Source organism: Archangium gephyra, assembly GCF_042230915.1.
In the GTDB taxonomy this organism is placed as follows: domain Bacteria; phylum Myxococcota; class Myxococcia; order Myxococcales; family Myxococcaceae; genus Archangium; species Archangium gephyra_B.
The window spans coordinates 7,861,032-7,878,297 of sequence record NZ_CP102578.1 but is presented as its reverse complement, the minus strand read 5'-3'; the positions used below and the strand labels follow the sequence as shown (position 1 = coordinate 7,878,297).

General features: G+C 70.7%; 14 protein-coding genes. 5 read left to right on the top strand and 9 right to left on the bottom strand.

All coding sequences use genetic code 11. From position 1 onward, the window contains the following. Window positions 1–93 precede the first annotated feature (93 nt). The 5 genes from NR798_RS30655 to NR798_RS30635 all read right to left on the bottom strand — a co-directional run bounded on the left by NR798_RS30655 (window position 94) and on the right by NR798_RS30635 (window position 5,999). Window positions 94–1,653, bottom strand: a complete 1,560-nt coding sequence (locus tag NR798_RS30655; RefSeq protein ID WP_375766062.1) for an ATP-binding protein — start codon at window positions 1,651–1,653, stop codon at window positions 94–96. 98 nt (window positions 1,654–1,751) lie between these two features. Continuing rightward, a complete protein-coding gene (locus tag NR798_RS30650; protein WP_375766061.1) occupies window positions 1,752–3,158 on the bottom strand; it encodes an MATE family efflux transporter in 1,407 nt (468 codons plus the stop codon). 34 nt (window positions 3,159–3,192) lie between these two features. After that, a complete protein-coding gene (thiD, locus tag NR798_RS30645) occupies window positions 3,193–4,005 on the bottom strand; it encodes a bifunctional hydroxymethylpyrimidine kinase/phosphomethylpyrimidine kinase (protein ID WP_375766060.1) in 813 nt (270 codons plus the stop codon). 42 nt (window positions 4,006–4,047) lie between these two features. Next, the gene (locus tag NR798_RS30640; protein ID WP_375766059.1) at window positions 4,048–4,497 is read right to left on the bottom strand and encodes an SMI1/KNR4 family protein; all 450 of its coding nucleotides are present in this window, start codon (window positions 4,495–4,497) and stop codon (window positions 4,048–4,050) included. A 2-nt stretch (window positions 4,498–4,499) separates the two neighbouring features. Continuing rightward, window positions 4,500–5,999, bottom strand: a complete 1,500-nt coding sequence (locus NR798_RS30635; RefSeq protein WP_375766058.1) for an HNH endonuclease — start codon at window positions 5,997–5,999, stop codon at window positions 4,500–4,502. 168 nt (window positions 6,000–6,167) lie between these two features. Here NR798_RS30635 and NR798_RS30630 point away from each other — a divergent pair, with 168 nt between their 5' ends. Next, window positions 6,168–6,518 carry a hypothetical protein gene (locus NR798_RS30630; protein ID WP_375766057.1) on the top strand — a complete coding sequence of 117 codons (351 nt, stop codon included), beginning with the start codon at window positions 6,168–6,170 and terminating at the stop codon, window positions 6,516–6,518. Window positions 6,519–6,549: 31 nt separating this feature from the next. Here NR798_RS30630 and NR798_RS30625 read toward each other — a convergent pair whose 3' ends face one another. From NR798_RS30625 to NR798_RS30610, 4 genes are all read right to left on the bottom strand, one after another. Continuing rightward, the gene (locus NR798_RS30625; protein ID WP_375766056.1) at window positions 6,550–7,191 is read right to left on the bottom strand and encodes a CDP-alcohol phosphatidyltransferase family protein; all 642 of its coding nucleotides are present in this window, start codon (window positions 7,189–7,191) and stop codon (window positions 6,550–6,552) included. Between the two features lie 103 nt (window positions 7,192–7,294). After that, on the bottom strand, window positions 7,295–8,275 hold the full coding sequence (locus tag NR798_RS30620; protein WP_375766055.1) for an NAD-dependent epimerase/dehydratase family protein: 981 nt from the start codon (window positions 8,273–8,275) through the stop codon (window positions 7,295–7,297). Beyond that, window positions 8,272–9,129 carry a lysophospholipid acyltransferase family protein gene (locus NR798_RS30615; RefSeq protein ID WP_375766054.1) on the bottom strand — a complete coding sequence of 286 codons (858 nt, stop codon included), beginning with the start codon at window positions 9,127–9,129 and terminating at the stop codon, window positions 8,272–8,274. The genes NR798_RS30620 and NR798_RS30615 overlap by 4 nt, the downstream gene beginning before the upstream one ends. A 94-nt stretch (window positions 9,130–9,223) precedes the next feature. Next, on the bottom strand, window positions 9,224–9,487 hold the full coding sequence (locus NR798_RS30610; protein WP_375766053.1) for a hypothetical protein: 264 nt from the start codon (window positions 9,485–9,487) through the stop codon (window positions 9,224–9,226). A 267-nt stretch (window positions 9,488–9,754) separates the two neighbouring features. Here NR798_RS30610 and NR798_RS30605 point away from each other — a divergent pair, with 267 nt between their 5' ends. The 4 genes from NR798_RS30605 (at window position 9,755) to NR798_RS30590 (ending at window position 17,146) form a co-directional block, all read left to right on the top strand. Then, window positions 9,755–12,706, top strand: a complete 2,952-nt coding sequence (locus tag NR798_RS30605) for a choice-of-anchor D domain-containing protein (protein WP_375766052.1) — start codon at window positions 9,755–9,757, stop codon at window positions 12,704–12,706. 253 nt (window positions 12,707–12,959) lie between these two features. Continuing rightward, window positions 12,960–13,247 (top strand): hypothetical protein, encoded by a 288-nt coding sequence (locus NR798_RS30600; RefSeq protein WP_211276651.1) that lies wholly within the window; start codon window positions 12,960–12,962, stop codon window positions 13,245–13,247. Window positions 13,248–13,356: 109 nt separating this feature from the next. Continuing rightward, window positions 13,357–15,213, top strand: a complete 1,857-nt coding sequence (locus tag NR798_RS30595; RefSeq protein ID WP_375766051.1) for a protein kinase — start codon at window positions 13,357–13,359, stop codon at window positions 15,211–15,213. 22 nt (window positions 15,214–15,235) lie between these two features. Continuing rightward, window positions 15,236–17,146: a protein kinase gene (locus NR798_RS30590; protein WP_375766050.1), complete on the top strand. Its 1,911-nt coding sequence runs from the start codon at window positions 15,236–15,238 to the stop codon at window positions 17,144–17,146. Window positions 17,147–17,266: the final 120 nt, after the last annotated feature.

Genomic DNA, 17,266 nt, shown 5'->3' with positions numbered 1-17,266 from the left:
GGAGATGGATGCGGCTCCTCGTGAAATGTGACGGGCGGGTGGGCGGAGCCCGGTGGCCGGGCCCCTGGGCGGGCGGGCGGAGCGGGCGCCCGCTCAGAGATCCTGGGCGACGGGGAACCGCAGCGTGAAGGTGCTGCCCTGGCCGAACTGGCTCTGCACCTCGATGCGGCCCTTGTGGCTCGTCATGATGCCTTCGCTGATGGACAGGCCCAGCCCCGCGCCCTTGCCGGGCGGCTTGGTGGTGAAGAAGGGGCTGAAGATCTTGGTGAGCACCTCCGGCGTCATCCCGTGTCCCGTATCGGTGATGCGCACGAGCACTTCCTCGCCCTCGTGCAGGGTGGTGACGGTGATGACGCCGCGCTCGGGGATGGCCTGCACGGCGTTGAGCAGCAGGTGGGTGAACACCTGGTTGAGCTGGGCGGGGCGGCCGAGGATGGGCGGCACCGGGGCGTAGTCGCACTTCACCTCGCACCGGTACTTGAGCTGGTTCCACACCACCTTGAGCGTGGTGGCCAGCTCCTTGTTCACGTCCACCAGCTCCGGCTGCTTGGAGTCTTCCCGGACGAAGGCCTTGAGGCTCTGCACGATGTCCGCCACGCGGTGGGCGCCCTCGCGCGAGTCGTTGAGCAACTCGTTCACGTCGCCCAGGAGGTAGTCGAGCTCCTCCTGCTCCTGGAGGGCGCGGATGCGCGCGAGCAGCTCGGCGCGGGGACCCTCGGACTCGGGGCCGAGCCCGTCCGCCAGCTCGCGGTAGAGCTCGAGCAACTGGGTGAAGACCGCGAGGTACTGGGTGAGGGTGGCCAGGTTGCTGGTGATGTAGCCCAGCGGGTTGTTGATCTCATGGGCGATGCCGGCCACGAGCTGGCCCAGCGAGGCCATGCGCTCGGAGTGGAGCAGCTGGGCCTGCCGCTCCTCGAGCGCCACGGTGGTGTGGAGCAGCGACTCGGTGCGGCTCTGGACCAGCTCCTCCAGGTGGTCGCGGTGGCGCTGGAGCTCCTCCTCGCGCTGGCGCAGCAGCTCCTCGGTCTGGCGCTGCTGCTGCCGGCCGCGCCACCCCAGGATGATGCTGCAGCAGGTGGCGACGAAGGGCTGGAGGTACTCGATGAGCTCGGGGCCGTAGCCGCCGGGACGGTTGGCGATGCCCACCGTGCCCACCAGCTCGTCGCCGGACTTGAGGGGCAGGCCGAGGAACGCGTTCAGGGGCGGGTGGCCGTCAGGGAGTCCGCCCGCGCGGGGATCCGCTTCGGCTTCGTTGGCGACCACGGACTCGCCGGTGGTGAGCACCCGGCCGAAGAGCGTCTCGAGGTTGTGGAACTCCATGCCCTGCGCGGCGCTGCGCGCGTAGAGCTCCCGCAGCTCGTCCGTCCAGGCGATGTTGGTGATGGCATGGGTGCGCACATAGGGGGCACCCTGCGCATCCCGGAGCACCTCGCCGATGAAGCCGTACTCGCTCTCCGTCAGCTCCAGCAGCACGTTGAGCAGCTTGTCGAAGAGCTGGTGGGCGTCGCTGCCCCGGATGAACTCGAGCTGGGCCTCGGTGAGGGCCTGGAGCAGGCTGGTGCTGGCATGGAGCGCCCGCTCCGCCACGAGCGCGCGTGAGCGGGAGCGCCCCTGGGCTGAGTCCGGCCGGCGGCCCGATACGGCTTTGCTCATCGTTTCACCATGCTAACCCGCTTGGGCGCGCGGCCCGGCCCCATCATCGATCCACCTGGGAAGATGTCCAAACTCGCATGCTCGGAGTGCTGACGGCCTTACACGCGGTGCAGCTTCCAGCGTCCTCGGCGGAACACCCATACGCCCAGCAGGGCGAAGACGGAGAAGGCAATGGCGATGGAGACGAAGGCGCCCGACGGACCCATGCCGAGCGGCCCCGTGAGCAGCCAGGCCAGCGGGAGCTCCAGGCCCCAGAAACACACGAGGTTGAGCAGTGTGGGGGTGTGGGTGTCCCCCGCTCCGTTGAGGGCCTGGGTGAGCACCATGCCGTAGGCGTAGAAGAGGAAGCCGGCGCTCACGATGCGCAGGCAACGCACGGCGACGGCGGCCACCTCGGGCACCTGGGTGAAGGTGGAGATGAGCGGCTCGGCGAAGAAGATGAAGCCGAGCCCCACCGAGCCGAGGAACACCATGTTGTAGAAGCCCGCGCGCCAGACGGCCTGCTCGGCGCGCTCCGGCCTGCGGGCGCCCAGGTTCTGCCCCACCAGGGTGGCGGCGGCGTTGCTCATCCCCCACGAGGGCAGGAGGGCGAAGACGATGATGCGCATGCCAATGGTGTAGCCCGCCACCGCGGCGCTGCCGGCCGACGCCACGATGCGCACCAGCACCGTCCAGCTCGCGGTGCCCAGGAGCGTCTGGAACACGGCGCTGCCCGACAGCCGCAGCATGGCGAGCAGGGTGGCCGGTTCGACGTGCAGGTGCTGGCGGCGGATGGCCACGCGGCTGGTGCCCCGGAAGAGCCGGTAGAACTGGTAGCAGACGCCCACCCCGCGGCCGATCGTGGTCGCCAGGGCCGCGCCCACCACGCCCAGCTCCGGGAAGGGGCCCAGGCCGAGGACGAGGCACGGACACAGGAGGATGTTGAGCGCGTTGGCGATCCCCAGCACGCGCATGGACACGGCGGCATCGCCCACGCCGCGGAAGATGGCGTTGATGAGGAAGAGCAGCAGGATGATGACGTTGCCGCCCAGGAGGATCTGCGTGTAGCGGAAGCCGTGCTCCACGACCCAGGGCGAGCCGCCCAGCAGCTCGAGCAGGGGCTGGGCGAACAGCACGCCGGCCACCGCGATGGGCAGGGAGACGAGGCCGCCCAGGGCGATGGTCTGCACGGCCACGCGCGCCGCGGCGTCCGGATCCTTCTCGCCGGTGCGCCGGGAGATCATCGCCGTGGCCCCGATGCTCAACCCCATGGCGAGCGCGTAGAGCAGGGCGAGGATGGACTCGGTGAGCCCGACGGTGGCGATGGCCTCGGCGCCCAGCCGGGACACGAAGAACACGTCCACGATGGCGAAGACGGACTCCATCAGCATCTCGAGGACCATGGGGACGGACAGCAGCAGGATGGCCCGTCCCACGGGGGCCTCGGTGAAGTCCTGCTCGGTGCCCCGGACGGCTTCCTTGAGGGAGGCCCAGAGGCTCGGGGCAGGACTTTCAGGTGCGCTCATGGATGCTCACATAGCCCGAAGCGCCCGCGGATCCTCAGGAATCCAGCAGCGGGAAGAAATGGCCGATGGGACCATTGCCCCGGCCGATCGCGAGCGGGTGCTGGAGCGCCCGGGTGACGTACTGCTTGGCCTGCCGGGTGGCCTCGAGCAGTCCAAGCCCCAGGGCGAGGTTGGCGGCGATGGCCGCGGACAGCGTGCACCCGGTGCCGTGTGTGTTGCGCGTCTCGACGGAGGCCAGGTGCAGTGTCTCCATGTGCTCGCCGTCGAACCAGACGTCGGTGCCGCACAGGGCGCCCGGCATGGCGCCGCCCTTGACGAGCACCGCTTTGGGCCCCAGCCGGTGGATGCGGCGCGCGGCCTCCCGCATGTCCTCCAGCGTGTGGAGCTCCAGTCCCGCGAGCAACTGCGCCTCGTGGCGGTTGGGGGTGACGAGGGTGGCCAGCGGGAGGAGTTGCTCGCGCAGGGCCACCACGGCCTCGTCGTCGATGAGGCGGGAGCCCGCGCGGGACACCATGACGGGGTCCACGACGAGCGGGGTGATGCCGAGCGTCCGGACCCGCTCGGCCACCGTGGAGATGATCGGCCGGTTGACGAGCATGCCCGTCTTGGCGGCGCCGATGCCGATGTCCGAGGCCACCGCGTCGATCTGGGCCGCGACGGACTCGGGGGGCATGACGTCCACCCGGGTGACGCCGAGCGTGTTCTGGGCCGTCAGCGCGGTGAGGGCGCTGGTGCCATGGACGCGGTGGAACGAAAAGGTGCGCAGGTCCGCCTGGATGCCCGCGCCCCCGCCACTGTCCGAGCCCGCGATCGTGAGCGCGGTCGCTACCTTCCTGGGGTGCTCCATATTGTGTGGAACATACGCTGTCCCGTGCGGATGCCAACCTCCTCAGGTCCTTCTGTTTCCCGAGTGCAACGCGTTCAAGAACTCCGAGAAGCTGCTGGCGATGGGGTGGATGTCCATCTCCACGGTGATCAGGACGATCCCGGGCTGGCGCTGGGACTCCCTGTAATCGAAACAGACGTACTCTCCACCCGGAGTCTCGGCGAACGGGTAGAGGCCCTCGGGGACGTGCGGCTCCAGGACTTCGAACGCGCCCATGGCGGAATAGTCATCCTGGCCGGTCTCTCCGCTGACCGTCAGGAATACGCTGATGACATTGGTTCCCCGGCCCACGTCGAAGACTCCTGGTTCGGGCGTCATGCCCTGGTGTGCAGCGGCTACACGCTTGTACTCCTCCGGGAGCGTGACCCCCCACTGGTGCTCGAGTTGCTCGAACTCCTGGGGAGTCGCCAGCCGGGGTTCATCCGAGAGGTACTTCAACCAGCGAATGGCCATCGTCAGTACCCGCCTCCCCAGATTGCCATTCCACCGGTATGTGGAAGGGAGAGTTTATGGAGGACGCGTTGGATGAGTTGCATCCGTCCAACGTCCTGGTGGTGGTGCCAGAGGTAGCCTTGCGGTGGCGCGTCTGACACCCGGAGCAATTCGACATCCGCCGGGCTGAGTCCGAGTTGCCTGGCCAGAGCGGGGTCTGCCTCGATGGCCTGGGCGAGCCTGGCGTTGGCTGCCCTGAAATGCTGGGCTGGCCGGCCGCTGCCAATATGGATGTCGTCCAGAAGGGTTTCGAACTGTGTCTCGAACCTGGGAAAGCCTTCCGCGTCGAATTCGAGCGTGTGCTTGCCTCGCTGGACTGTCTGGCCCGCGCGGTTCTTCCCGAGGTTGACGATGGGCTGAGGCGGGTTCCTCGTGTCCTTGTACGGGATGAGCTTCCCGTCGGAGGTGAACCTGGGCTTGCGCCAGGGCTCGATGTCCCGCAGCAGATACCTGCTCGAAGGGGGACTGGGAGCCGCCTGTCCGCCGCCGCTCGTCCCTCGAGCAGCCATGGCCAGGGCACCTGGCGCCAGCGTCAGGGTGAGGCTGCCCTCCGGCAGGGCCACTGCGACTGCCCGTATCTGGTTCAACGCCGCCAGATTGATGCCTGCCTGCATCCTGGCCATCGTTGCCGCTTGTGTGAACCCTGGCAGTCCCGGGCCCTTCATCATCAGGTTCGCCGTCGAGCCGATGGCCGCCGTCGCCAGCAGCACCAACACGCGCGCCGACTTCTCGCCCATCAGCCGGCCGAAACGCTCCGCCGCCTCGCGTAACTCCACGAACGTCCGCGCTCGTTCCGACTCCTGCTTCAGCCGCGTCCAGCCCTCCAACAATCCCCACACCGTATCCAGCCCGAGGTACCCCACCATGTAGCAGACCAACGCCACGGCCACGGCCTTCATCGTGGGTTCCGGCAGCACCAAGACCGCCAACACGCCCGCCAGTGTGGACATCACCGCGGCCTCCAGCGCCTCCTGGCTCACCATGCCCTCCACCGCGCCCACCGCTCCTTCCCAGACCGCCCCCAGGGCGATGCGGAGTGCCAGCGTGTGCCTCGCCTCGGGTCCCAGGTAGGGGCTCGCCGCCAGCAGGGACAGGCAATCGCCCATGCTTCCCCGGCGCTCGCACCAGCGCAGATAGCTCCGCGTCAGTGCCGCTTCCGCTTCCTCACCGGGGCCCTCCCTCGGAAGGAGTACCAGTTGCTTCGTCGGGCAGGGCGGCAGGTCCAGGTCCACGGCCAGCCGCGCCATCGCGGTTTCGAGCTCTACCTGTGTCACCTCCACTGGCGATCGCAGAGGGGGCGCGAACAGGATCAGCGGTCGGCCCCCACTCGTGTCCAGGTGCACCCGCACGCGGCTGCGCTCGGGCTGAGAGTTCTGGAGGGGGGGTGGTGCTTGCCTCCCATCCGTCGCACAGGCGGCGAGCAGGAAAGAGGCCAGTGCCCAGGCCCAGTTGATGCGCTTCATCCCGTGTGATGATGCCCCGCGTCGGACGTGCTGGGAACGGGGTCTCTCGTCCCAGGGAAGGCCCCGTCATGCCCCGGGGTGCCCGTCTCCACGCAACTTCTGGACGGCTTCGGCGATAATGGCCTTCGGACCTCCCACCCGTACGGGCGGTGTCCCCTTGGAGACTCCATGTCCACCATCAACGGCCTGAACGGTCCCCGCGTGCCCACCCAGACGACCTCGTCCGCGGCGGGAGCGGCCCCGCGCACGAGCTTCCTCTCGCGAGTCCAGGCGAGCGCCAGCGGTAGCGTGGCCATGCGTCCGGCCAATGCCCCCCTCGTCTCTGGCCGCGACATCGTCTCCCAGACGGTCGCCGCCGCCCGGCAGGAGGCGGCTGCCGGCTCCACGCAGGGTGCGGCCGCCCCCGCCGTGTCCCCGGAGGAGCAGGCCATCCGGGAGATGTCGCGCATGTCCCTGATGAACACCGCCCAGTCCATCTTCCAGGGCTTCGGACAGATGCCCAAGCCCGATCAGGATTGAGCGCCGTCCCCCCGGGCCCCGAAAGCGGGGCTCAGAACTTGGGGATGCGCAGCGTCTTGCTGATCATCGCGCTGCCGCTGGCGAAGTAGATCAGCACGATGGGGTGGAACTGGAAGGGGCCCACGTCCCACACGCCGAAGGGGAGCGTGTCGCCGGTGCGGCCCTTCCAGAAGAAGAAGGCGAGCACCATCACCAGCGCCAGGCTGGTGGGGATGGGGGTGCCCTCGAAGTACTTCACCTTGCCCGAGCTGTCCGAGAGGGTGGCCGCGGTGACGTTGAAGCGCGCCAGGCGGCTGATGCCGCAGCCCACGAAGTAGAGCAGCACCATCACGTCCAGCGTGCCGCGCAGCCCCATGGCGAAGGCCAGCGCCGCGGGCGCCATGCCGAAGGAGATGACGTCCGAGAGCGAGTCCAGGTCCGCCCCCAGCGGCGAGGACTGGAAGCGCCAGCGGGCGATGCGGCCATCCAGGGCATCGAGGATGAAGGCCAGCGGCAGCAGCCCGAAGGCCAGCCACAGCCAGTGGGGCATCCCGGTGGCCAGGTACTGCATCTGCGCCAGGATGGAGCCCGCGCCCGAGAAGGCATTGCCCAGCGTGACGAAGTCCGCCGGCGTGAAGGTGCGAATCATCGAGAAGTGGCGCGGCTCACGTTTCTGCGGCGACTCCGTCGGCATGCTTTCCCTCCGCGGCCCCCGGGGGGCGTGGAACCCGAGGCTTAGCGCATCTTGCGGCCTTCGCCGCTTTCTTTGCGGAGATGTTGTCCCTTCCGTCCGGCGTTCATCGCCCGGAGGGCCAGTCCACCCGGTGCCGGGGCTCGTAACCCAGCCTCCGGCGGGCCTCGGTGCCGTCCAGGACGGCCGCGAAATGGAAGCGGCCCCGGTTGATGCGGTAGGAGAACTGGGCCCCCCGCAGTCGGCGCCGGGCCTCGTAGACGGGCGCCAGCAGGGGGCCGGGCACCGGCATGTCCAGCCGCCCCGACAGGCGGATGCAGGTGGAGAGCGGCAGGGTGTCCGCGCCGGGGATGTTGAAGAGGCCCTGGACTCCCCCCGCGTACACGGCCAGCCGCAGCGCCTCCGTGGCGTCCTCCGGCGTCAGCACGTTGAGCATGGGATCGAACCCCGCCGAGCGCAGGCACACCGGCGCGCGCAGGTAGTCGTGGAGCTGCGAGCCCTCGTTGGGGGCGAGCACCTCCGCGCAGCGCAGCACGGCGAGCTCCAGGCCGGCCATCATGCCCATCCGCGAGCACGCCAGCAGGTCCGCTTCCACCCTGTCCCGCACCCACTGCGGGGCATCGGCGGACAGCTCCAGCGGGTGGTCCTCGGTGACGAGGGAGGGCAGGCCCCGCTCCACGCGGTACACCTCCGCGTGGGAGCGGAACACCAGGCGCCGCAGGGTGGGGTGGCGCTCCGACAGGGACAGCAGCCAGCGCAGCGACTCCACGTTCTGCACGTGCACCCGGTCCCCGAAGTCGTTGGCCCGGTGCAGGGCCAGGTGCACCATCACGTCCACCCCGAGGTCGCGCGCCGTGCCGAAGAGCAGATCATGCACCGGCCGCTCGCGGGTGAGATCCACCCGGTGGTACGACAGCCGCGCGTCTTCCGGCAGGCCCACCCGCTCGCGGGGCTCCAGGCCCACGGCCATCACCGCGCGCAGGGCCTCGTCCTCCAGCAGCGCCCGGCACAGCCGCGCGCCCACCGGTGTGCTCGCGCCGAGCACCAGGACGCCCCGGGGGCTCCGCCAGTCCGGGTGTCCGCTCACCGGAACACTCCCTTGCGCTGCCGCAGCCCCTTGTTCACCAGCGCCTGGACGGCGTGCCGGACCCGCTCGGCGGCGCGGCGCACCACCTCCGGGTCGTCCGCCTCCTCGGGGCGCAGGCCCTCGTGGAGGTGCAGGGGCTCGCCGTAGTGGAAGTGGTAGCGCACCGGCAGGGGCAGGGGCGTGAGCGTCACGGGCACGTAGGGCACGCCGAAGGCCCGCACGGGCAGGCGAGCCACCTGCGGCATCTGCTCCTCCGCGCCCACGATGCCCACCGGCACCACGGGCGCCTGGTAGCGGATGGCCAGCTCCGCATGGCCCACGCGGAAGTCCCGGAGCTGGTAGCGCTCGCGGAAGGGCTTGGAGATGCCGGGCACGCCTTCGGGGAAGATGAGCAGCAGCTCGCCCGCCTCGAGCAGCGCGCGGAGGTTTCCCACCGAGCCGCCCACCACGCCGGCCCGCGCGTACATCGTGCTCACGTACGGCAGACTGGGGACGAAATAGTCGGCCACCGTCCGGGGGAGCCGCTGGCACCGGAGGATGACGTCCGTCCACACCATCATCGCATCGAAGGGCAGGGTGCCCGAGTGGTTGCCCACGAGCAGGGCCGGGCCCTGACGGGGAATGTGCTCGGTGCCGTACGAGCGGACGCGGAACCAGTGCCGGTGCAACCGCTCCATCACGGACAGGGTGATCGCCGCGTGCAGGGGCTCGTACCCGAAGACGTCATAGCCGTGGCCCGCGTCGCGGAAGGGGATGGAGCGCAGGTGCTCCAGGGGCTCGGCCCAGAGCGTGGAGGCGAGCCGCCGTCTGGCCCGCCCCACCAGCGACTGCAGCACCGCGGGCTGCACGCTCATCGAGTCCCTCCTGGACGCCCCTCCGCGGGTGCATTGTTTGCGGGGCCGGAGCGGTGGTGCGCGGGAATTGCACGGGCCGCGCGCCGGCCCCCGGTCACGCCTGCCCGCCCGGCCGGTGGTGGCGGACCGACTCGCGGAAGCCGCGGAACTTCTCCACCAACTCCTCCATGGCCCGCTGCGACACGTCCGTCACCTCCTCGGCGAGCTTCTCCGCGTCGCGCACCACGGGCTCCAGCTCCTTCCACTTGTCCTTGGCCTCCATGCCCGCCAGGTGGATGTCCACGCGGATCTCATCGCGCAGGGTTTTCAGCCGGCCGAGGTTCTCCTTCATCCAATCGCGCATCTGCCGCTCGTTCATGACGCTGTCCCTCCGTTGCAGTTCCTTCCCAAGAGGACAGCAAGCGTCATGCCGGTCCTCCATCGGACGCGGGTCGCGGCGCTCCGACCGGTAGCGGACACGCGCGCATGTGGGAGGCGCGGGGGAGTGCCTGTCCCGGACGGAGGGACCGGGGTGGGCGTTGCCCCCCCCACCCTGGGTGCCTAGCTTCGCACCCTGATCCCTCTGGGCTCCTCGTTGGGGCTCCGGGTGGGAGGGCGCAGGGTGGGGTGGGGAAGGGGAATGGGAATGAGCAGGCGCTGGGGCCTGTGTGTCCTCGCAGTGCTGTCGGTGCTGACGGGGTGTGCCGATCGGGACCGTCCGGCCATCGCCGATGGCAGGCTGGCGGCGACGCCGGGTGGTTTGGACTTCCAGCGGGTGGCGATCTTCGACGGGCGCGAAGCCGAAGTGGTGCTGCGCAACGTGGGGCGCTCCCGCATCATCGTGGACGAGGCCTGGGTGGAGGGCCCCGCCGGGGCCTGGCAGGTGGACTTCACGCACGAGGGGCCGCACTCGCTCGTGCCGGGCGGGGATTGCAAGCTGCGCGTGCGCTTCACGCCGCAGGGCGAAGGGGCGCTGCCGGCCACGCTGGTGGTGCGCTCGGACTCCAAGAAGGAGCCGCTCATCCGCGTGCCGTTGCAGGGCAGCGGGGTGGATGCCTGGGCGCGCGTGACGCCGCGGCGGCTGGACTTCGGGCGCATCGAGGCCGACTCCTCCAAGACGCTCACCTTCACCGTCAACAACCCCACGGACATGCCGGTGGAGGTGACGCCGAAGCTGGTGGGAGCGGACCGGGACGAGTTCTCCGCGGCGCCGGTGACGCTGGGGCCGGGGGAGCAGCGCGAGGTGCCGCTCACCTTCTCTCCGGGGCGGGTGGGCCGCAAGCAGGTGGCGCTGGCGGTGTCGCCGTGCCGGGGCTGCTCGGACGTGGCGGTGCAGGTGGCGGCCGAGTCGCTGGAGCAGGCAGTGGTGGCCGAGCCGCCGCTGCTCGACTTCGGCTCCATCCCCGTGGACAAGGACAGCTTCCGGCTGGCGCGCCTGCACAACCTCAGCACGGAGCCCATGACGGTGACGGAGCTGAAGCTGGAGGGCCGGGACGCCTCCTTCAGCCATGGGGCGCCGGGGCTGCCGCTGGTGCTGGAGGGCGGAGAGACGCGCACCTGGGAGCTGCGCTACAGCCCGGGCCACATGGGGCCGGCCGAGGACACGGCCTTCTTCCACGTGGTGAGCAAGCGCCACCCCACCACGGACGTGGCGCTGCGCGGGTATGGCGGCGCGGCGGAGCTGTGCGTGTCGCCGCTCACCCACGACTTCGGGCGCCAGCCGCGGGGCTCGAAGACGCCGGTGACCGTCAACGTGAAGAACTGCGGTGCCTCCAACGGCGGGCCGCTCACCATCTACGGGCTCGAGTTCCACTCGGCGGACGGGCACCCGGACACGGACGTGCAGTTCAACGTGGCGCCGCTGACGCTGCCGCACCGGCTGCTGCCCGGTGAGGAGGTGAACTTCAAGGTCTTCTACGAGCCCATGCGCGAGGGCGCCGCGGCGGGCCAGCTGCTGATGACGACGGACGTGTACACGGGCAGCACCACGGAGCTGGTCTTCACGGGCTTCGCGGAGCCGCACCTGCCCTGCCAGCTGGCCGTCACCCCGGCCGAGGTGGACTTCGGCACGGTGGAGCCGGGGTATGGCGCGGTGCTGGGCGTGAAGGTGGCCAACGTGGGGACGGACCTGTGCGCGGTGAAGAACATCCGGCTGAGCGACGACGGGGGCGGGGTGTTCAGCCTGCCCGGCGGCGCGCTGGACGGCGTCCTCATCTGGCCGGGGGACTACTTCAGCTACATGGTGGCCTTCCGCTCGCCCCTGACGGGCGGTGACTTCACGGGCGTGGTGCAGTTCGAGCCGGCGGATCCCGCCACCCCGGTGGTGCGGGTGCCGCTGGTGGCCCACTCGCAGAACGCGTGCCTGGTGGCCTCGCCGCGCTTCGTGGACTACGGCGTGTCGCGCCCGGACTGCGCTCCGGCCCCGCGCGAGGTGAACTACCTCAACGCCTGCCGCTCGCCGGTGACGGTGTCCAACGTGTTCATCGGCGCGGGCACCACGGATGGGGAGTTCGAGCTCCACGACGCCCCGGCCACGCCCTTCACGCTGGACTCGAACGATGGCTTCACCGTGTCGGTGGGCTACCTGGCGCAGGTGTACGGGCTCAACATGTCGCCGCTCTTCGTGGAGTCGTCGGATCTGCCGGTGCCGCTGCTCGTCCCGCTCATCGGCGAGTCCTCCAAGCGCATGGACAAGACGGACACGTTCATCCAGCAGGACGGCTCCAAGGTGGACGTGATGTTCGTGGTGGACAACACGGCGTCCATGGTGGAGGAGCAGCCGCGCATCGTGGCGGCCATGCCCGCCTTCGCCGACGCGGCGCTGGCCAAGGGCGTGGATCTGCACGTGGCGGTCACCACCACGGGCATCGACGAGGTGTCCAACGCGTGCCCCGGCGGGGCGAACGGGGGCGAGGCGGGCCGCTTCGTCCCGGTGGACAACAGCCGGCCGCGCATCCTGACCAACCGCACGCCGGGCCTGGCCTCCGTGCTGCAGCAGAACGTGAACGTGGGCCAGTGCGCCACGGTGGAGCAGGGCTTCGAGGCCGTGCGCCGCGCCCTGACGCCCCCGCTGGTGAACAACGCGGATGATCCGCGCACGCCTCCGAAGAACGACGGCAACCTGGGCTTCCTGCGTGACGAGGCGGCGCTGGTGGTCGTCTTCATGGGCGACGAGGATGACCACTCGCCCGACAGCGTGGACACCTACGTGCGCTTCCTGCGCACGCGCAAGGGCGAGAACCAGCCGCAGCGCATGACCATCTACGCCATCGCGCCCACGGCCTCCGGCTGCCCCACCTCGGGCGGTGCCGGGACGCGCTACGCCGAGGCGGCGGGCCGCACCGGTGGCGAGGTGCTCTCCGCGTGCGCCGCGGACTACGCGCCCCTGCTGCGCTCGGTGGCCACCAAGGCCTTCTCCGCGCAGGACCGCTTCCCGCTCAGCGAGCTGCCAGACGCGGGCAGCATCGCCGTGCGCGTGAACGGCGCCTCGGTTACCAGTGGATGGACCTACGACGGCGCCACCAACAGCGTCGTCTTCGCCACGGCGCCCGCTCCGGGCGCGAAGGTGGAGGTCTACTACCGCCGCGCCTGCCGCTGAGCAGCGCGGCGTGGGGAGCGCTCCGGGGCCGGTAAACCGGCTCCGGACGGGACATGTCGGCCCTGGGTGCTACAGCTCTGCATCGGTCTGTGCGGTTGACCGGAAAATTGGAGGGCAACCCATGCTGAGTACCCTGAGGGCGTCCCCGCAGCAGGAGGCGACGGTGAGCTCCCGACAGCACGACGACAACTCCACCTCTGAGCGCCCGCTCACCCGCCGCTCGTCCACACCGCCCGCCCGCTCGCCCGGTGGCCTGCGCGTCATCGAGGGCGGAGGGCAGCGCCGGCAGGACGAGCCGCTCGTCTCCCGGGACGCGGTCGCCCGCGTGCTCATGGAGGCGGGGGTGGATCTGCTTCTGCGCCGCATCAGCACGGCCCGGGCCGCGGAGATCGAGCGCAAGGTGGACCGGGTGTTGGACCTGTTCGACCGGGTGGACGCCGCGCCCCTGTTGATGCCGGTGCTGCAGCGGCACCTGGACGAGCTGGAAGCCCTCATGCGCGAGACCCGCCAGGTCAGGGCCCCGGCCCGCCGCGGCGGGTAGTGCGCGGAGGGGGGGCGTGCGGGGAAAAGTGCGACAGGAGGTTTGACCCTCCCGGCCGGGACGCTTACGCTCGGAGCCCCTCTGGCCTCCGGGTGTTGCCCGTCGCACCGTGTCGAACGAGAACTACGGCAAATACCAGCTCCTCAAGCGGCTCGCCATGGGAGGCATGGCGCAGATCTACCTGGCGCGCCAGCGGGGCCCCGAGGGCTTCGAGAAGCTGCTGGTCATCAAGCGCATCCTCCCGCACCTGGCGGAGAACGGGGACTTCGTCCGGATGTTCCTGGACGAGGCGCGCATCGCCGCCCGGTTGGATCACCCCAACATCGTCGACATCTACGACCTGGGGGCGCAGGACGACAGCTTCTTCATCGCCATGGAGTACATCCACGGCGAGGACTTGCGGCGCGTGTGGAAGCGCGCGGAGCGCAGCGGCCAGCTGATTCCGGTGCCGCTGGTGTGCCGCATCATGATCGAGGCCTGCGCGGGCCTGGATCACGCGCACAAGCAGAAGGACGCGCAGGGCAAGCCGCTGGGCATCGTCCACCGGGACGTCTCCCCGCAGAACATCCTCCTGACGTTCGAGGGGCGGGTGAAGGTGGTGGACTTCGGTATCGCCAAGGCGGCGGACCAGGCCACGGTGACGCGCTCGGGGGTGCTCAAGGGCAAGTACTCGTACATGGCGCCGGAGCAGGCCGCCGGGCAGAAGAACCTGGACTGCCGCACGGACATCTTCGCCCTGGGCGTGGTGCTCTACGAGCTGCTCACCGGGATGCGTCTCTTCAAGCGCCTCACGGACATGGCCACGCTGCAGGCGGTGGCGGATTGCGAGATTGCTCCGCCCTCGCAGATCAACCCGCGGGTGCCCAAGGACCTGGACCCCATCGTCATGAAGGCGCTGACGCGCGACCCGGAGGACCGGTACGCGGAGGCGCTGCAGTTGCAGCTGGCGCTGGAGGACTGGCTGCTCACGCACCAGCTGCCGTCGTCCACGGCGCACGTGGCGGCCTTCATGAAGGAGCTGTACGCCGCGCGGCTGGCCGAGGAGGCCCGGCTGGGGGATGTGCTGGTGGAGGACGCCGACGGTGCCTCGCCCGCCGGTGCGGGCAAGGTGCCCGAGAAGGCCCCCGAGAAGTCCGCCGCCGAGACGATGGCCGCGCCGCGCCAGGCGGACACGAAGGTGCTGACGCCCGAGCGGCCCTCGCTGCGCACCCCGAGCCGGCGGGATCCGCGCGGCTCGTCCGAGCGCAAGGCCCTGGAGCCCCGGCGCACCGTGGACATCCGCCGGGCCCCGGCTCCCGAGCTCGGGGAGGAGCCGCGCTCCTTCTCCTCCGACAAGCCCGCACGGCGCCGGACCCCCGCTCCCGAGCCCACGGAGGAGTCGCACTCCGAGGCCTCGGATCCCGAGAAGACGTTGGCGCCGAAGTCGAGCCGGTCACGGCAGCCGGCCCTGCCTCCGCGCGTCGAGGCGCCCCGCAGGCCTTACCGGCTCGCCCTGCTGGCGGTAGGGGCGGGGCTGATCGTCGGCGTGGGCCTGGGCGGGTGGTGGGCCCTGCACTCCGAGCCCCCGCGGGTGGCGGCGGCGCCCGAAGCGAAGCCCGCGTCGCCGGAGCCCTCGCAGCCGGTGCTCGAGCAACCCGCGCCCGTGAGGGAGGAGCCGAAGCCCGCCGTGGCCGCGCCCGTTGCTCCGCCCACGGAAGAGCAGAAGCCGGAGCCCGCGCGGACTGCCACGGCCGCGGTGGAGCGCACGGCCCCGCATAGCTCCCGCCAGGGTACGGTGCGCTTCGCGGTTACCCCGTGGGCCGAGGTGTCCTGCGGTGGGCGAAATCTGGGGAGCACCCCGCTGCCGGACGTCGACTTCAACGTGGGCGTGTACGAATGCAGGTTCTCCCATCCGGAATTTGGGACACGCACCCAGCGGGTCGAAGTGAAGCCCAACGGCCACACCAAGGTGGTCGTGAAGTTCTAGCTCGTTCTCCAGGATCTCCGACGTGACACTCGAAGCAGGCACTCCCATCGGCAAGTACGTCGTCAAGCGCAAGCTCGCCGAGGGAGGCATGGCCGAGATCTACCTGGCCACCTCCACGGGCGCCGAGGGCTTCGAGAAGGAAGTCGTCATCAAGCGCGTGCGCTCGTTCCTGTCGGACGACGAGAGCTTCGTGCAGATGTTCATCGCGGAGGCGCGGCTGGCCTCGGGGCTCAACCACGCCAACGTGGTGCAGATCTTCGACTTCGCCAAGCACGAGGACTCGTACTACCTGGCGATGGAGTACGTGCGCGGCTGCTCGCTGTGGGACTTGCGCAAGCGCTGCCGGGAGAAGGGCATCTCCGTGCCGCCGGTGCTGGTGGCGCACATCGGCGCGCAGGTGGCGGCCGGGCTGCACTACGCGCACCGGCTCAAGTCCTCGGACGGGGAGCTGGTGCACCTGGTGCACCGCGATGTCACCCCGCACAACGTGCTGCTGTCCTACGACGGCGCGGTGAAGCTCACCGACTTCGGCATCGCCAAGGCCAGCAACAAGCTGACGCAGCCGGGCGTGCTCAAGGGCAAGTTCGCGTACATGTCGCCGGAGCAGGCGCGCGGCGAGGTGGTGGACGCGCGCACGGACGTCTTCGCGCTCGGCGTGGTGCTCTGGGAGATGTTCACCGGCGGCCGGCTGTTCGACGGGGACTCGGAGATGGCCGTGCTCCGGGCGGTGCAGGAGAGCGTCATCGCTCCGCCGGCCCGCCTCAACCCGGGCGTACCCGAGGAGCTGGATCGGGTGGTGTGCACGGCGCTCGAGCGGGACCCGGAGGCCCGCTACCAGTCGGCGGGCGAGCTGGAGCGCGCGCTCGCCCAGTGCGTGCTGCATTGCGCGGCCAGCGTGGACGAGACGGACGTGGGCACCTTCGTGCGGCGGCTCTTCGACGTGCCCCTCACCCAGTTCATCCCCGTTCCGTCCGCGCTGATGGACCGCTCGCAGCGCAGCCGCTCCGGCAGCGTGCCCGTGGCGGGGACGACCCCGGGTGTGCGTGCACCGGAGCCCGCCGCCGCCCCGGTGCCCGCGCCCGCTCGTGAGGCCACCGCGGTGTTGCCCGGGTCCAACCCGGCCTCGGGCCGTGACAGGCCCGCGCGCCCGGAGACTCCCGAGGAGTCCCTGGTCTCCGCCTCCACCCAGGTACTGTCCCGCGACCCGCTCCCTCCGCGCTCCACTCTGCCGCTGCCCTCGGCCCCGGCGGAGCGCAACTCCCGCCCCATGCCCACGGTCAGCCCGGCGGAGCAGGGGAGCACGCCGGAGCCCGCGGCCCTCGAGCCCGCCTCCGCTCCCGTCCGGGTGGCCCAGGGGATGCCCGCGGGTGCGGTCTCCCAGGAGCCTGGCACGCCGAAGCGCGGGGGCAGGGGCCTCTGGGTCGGCGCGAGCGTGGCGGCCGTGGTCCTCATCGGCGGGGCGGTGGCCCTGGTGGCGCCGTCGAAGCCGCCGGCTCCCGAGGTCTCGGCCTCCGCGCCGGTGGAGACCGCCGCTTCCCCTGGGGCGAAGGCCGAGGTTCCTCCGCCGCCCACCTCCGAGCCCGTTCTCGCGGCAGCGCCCGACGCGGGGTCGCCCGATGCCGGTGCCGTGGCGGCCGTGACGCCTGCGCCCGAGGCGCCTCCCGCCCAGACGGGGACCGCGCCGGCGGCGCCGGTGGAGCAGGCTCCGGCCGTGGAGGCCAAGGGGACGCTCACCGTCAAGGCCGTGCCCTATGCCGACGTCTATGTCGACGGCAAGCTCGTCAGGCGGGAGCTGCAGGGGACCGCGAACATCCCGCTCGCTCCGGGCTCCTACCGGCTGACCTTCAAGCACCCCTCGCGCACTGACTCTTCCGACGTCACCATCAGCCCCAATGGCCGGGTGACCAAGGCGTTCAACGCGACCCGGAAGTAGCGCGCCCGCCGTTCACTTCCCGACTCCGTAACCCCCACGCCACCGGCTTTCCCCGGCGCGCCGCGGCCCGCGCACGCCCGGTGCTACCGGCTGCTACAGGCTTTTGTTGACAGATTCCCG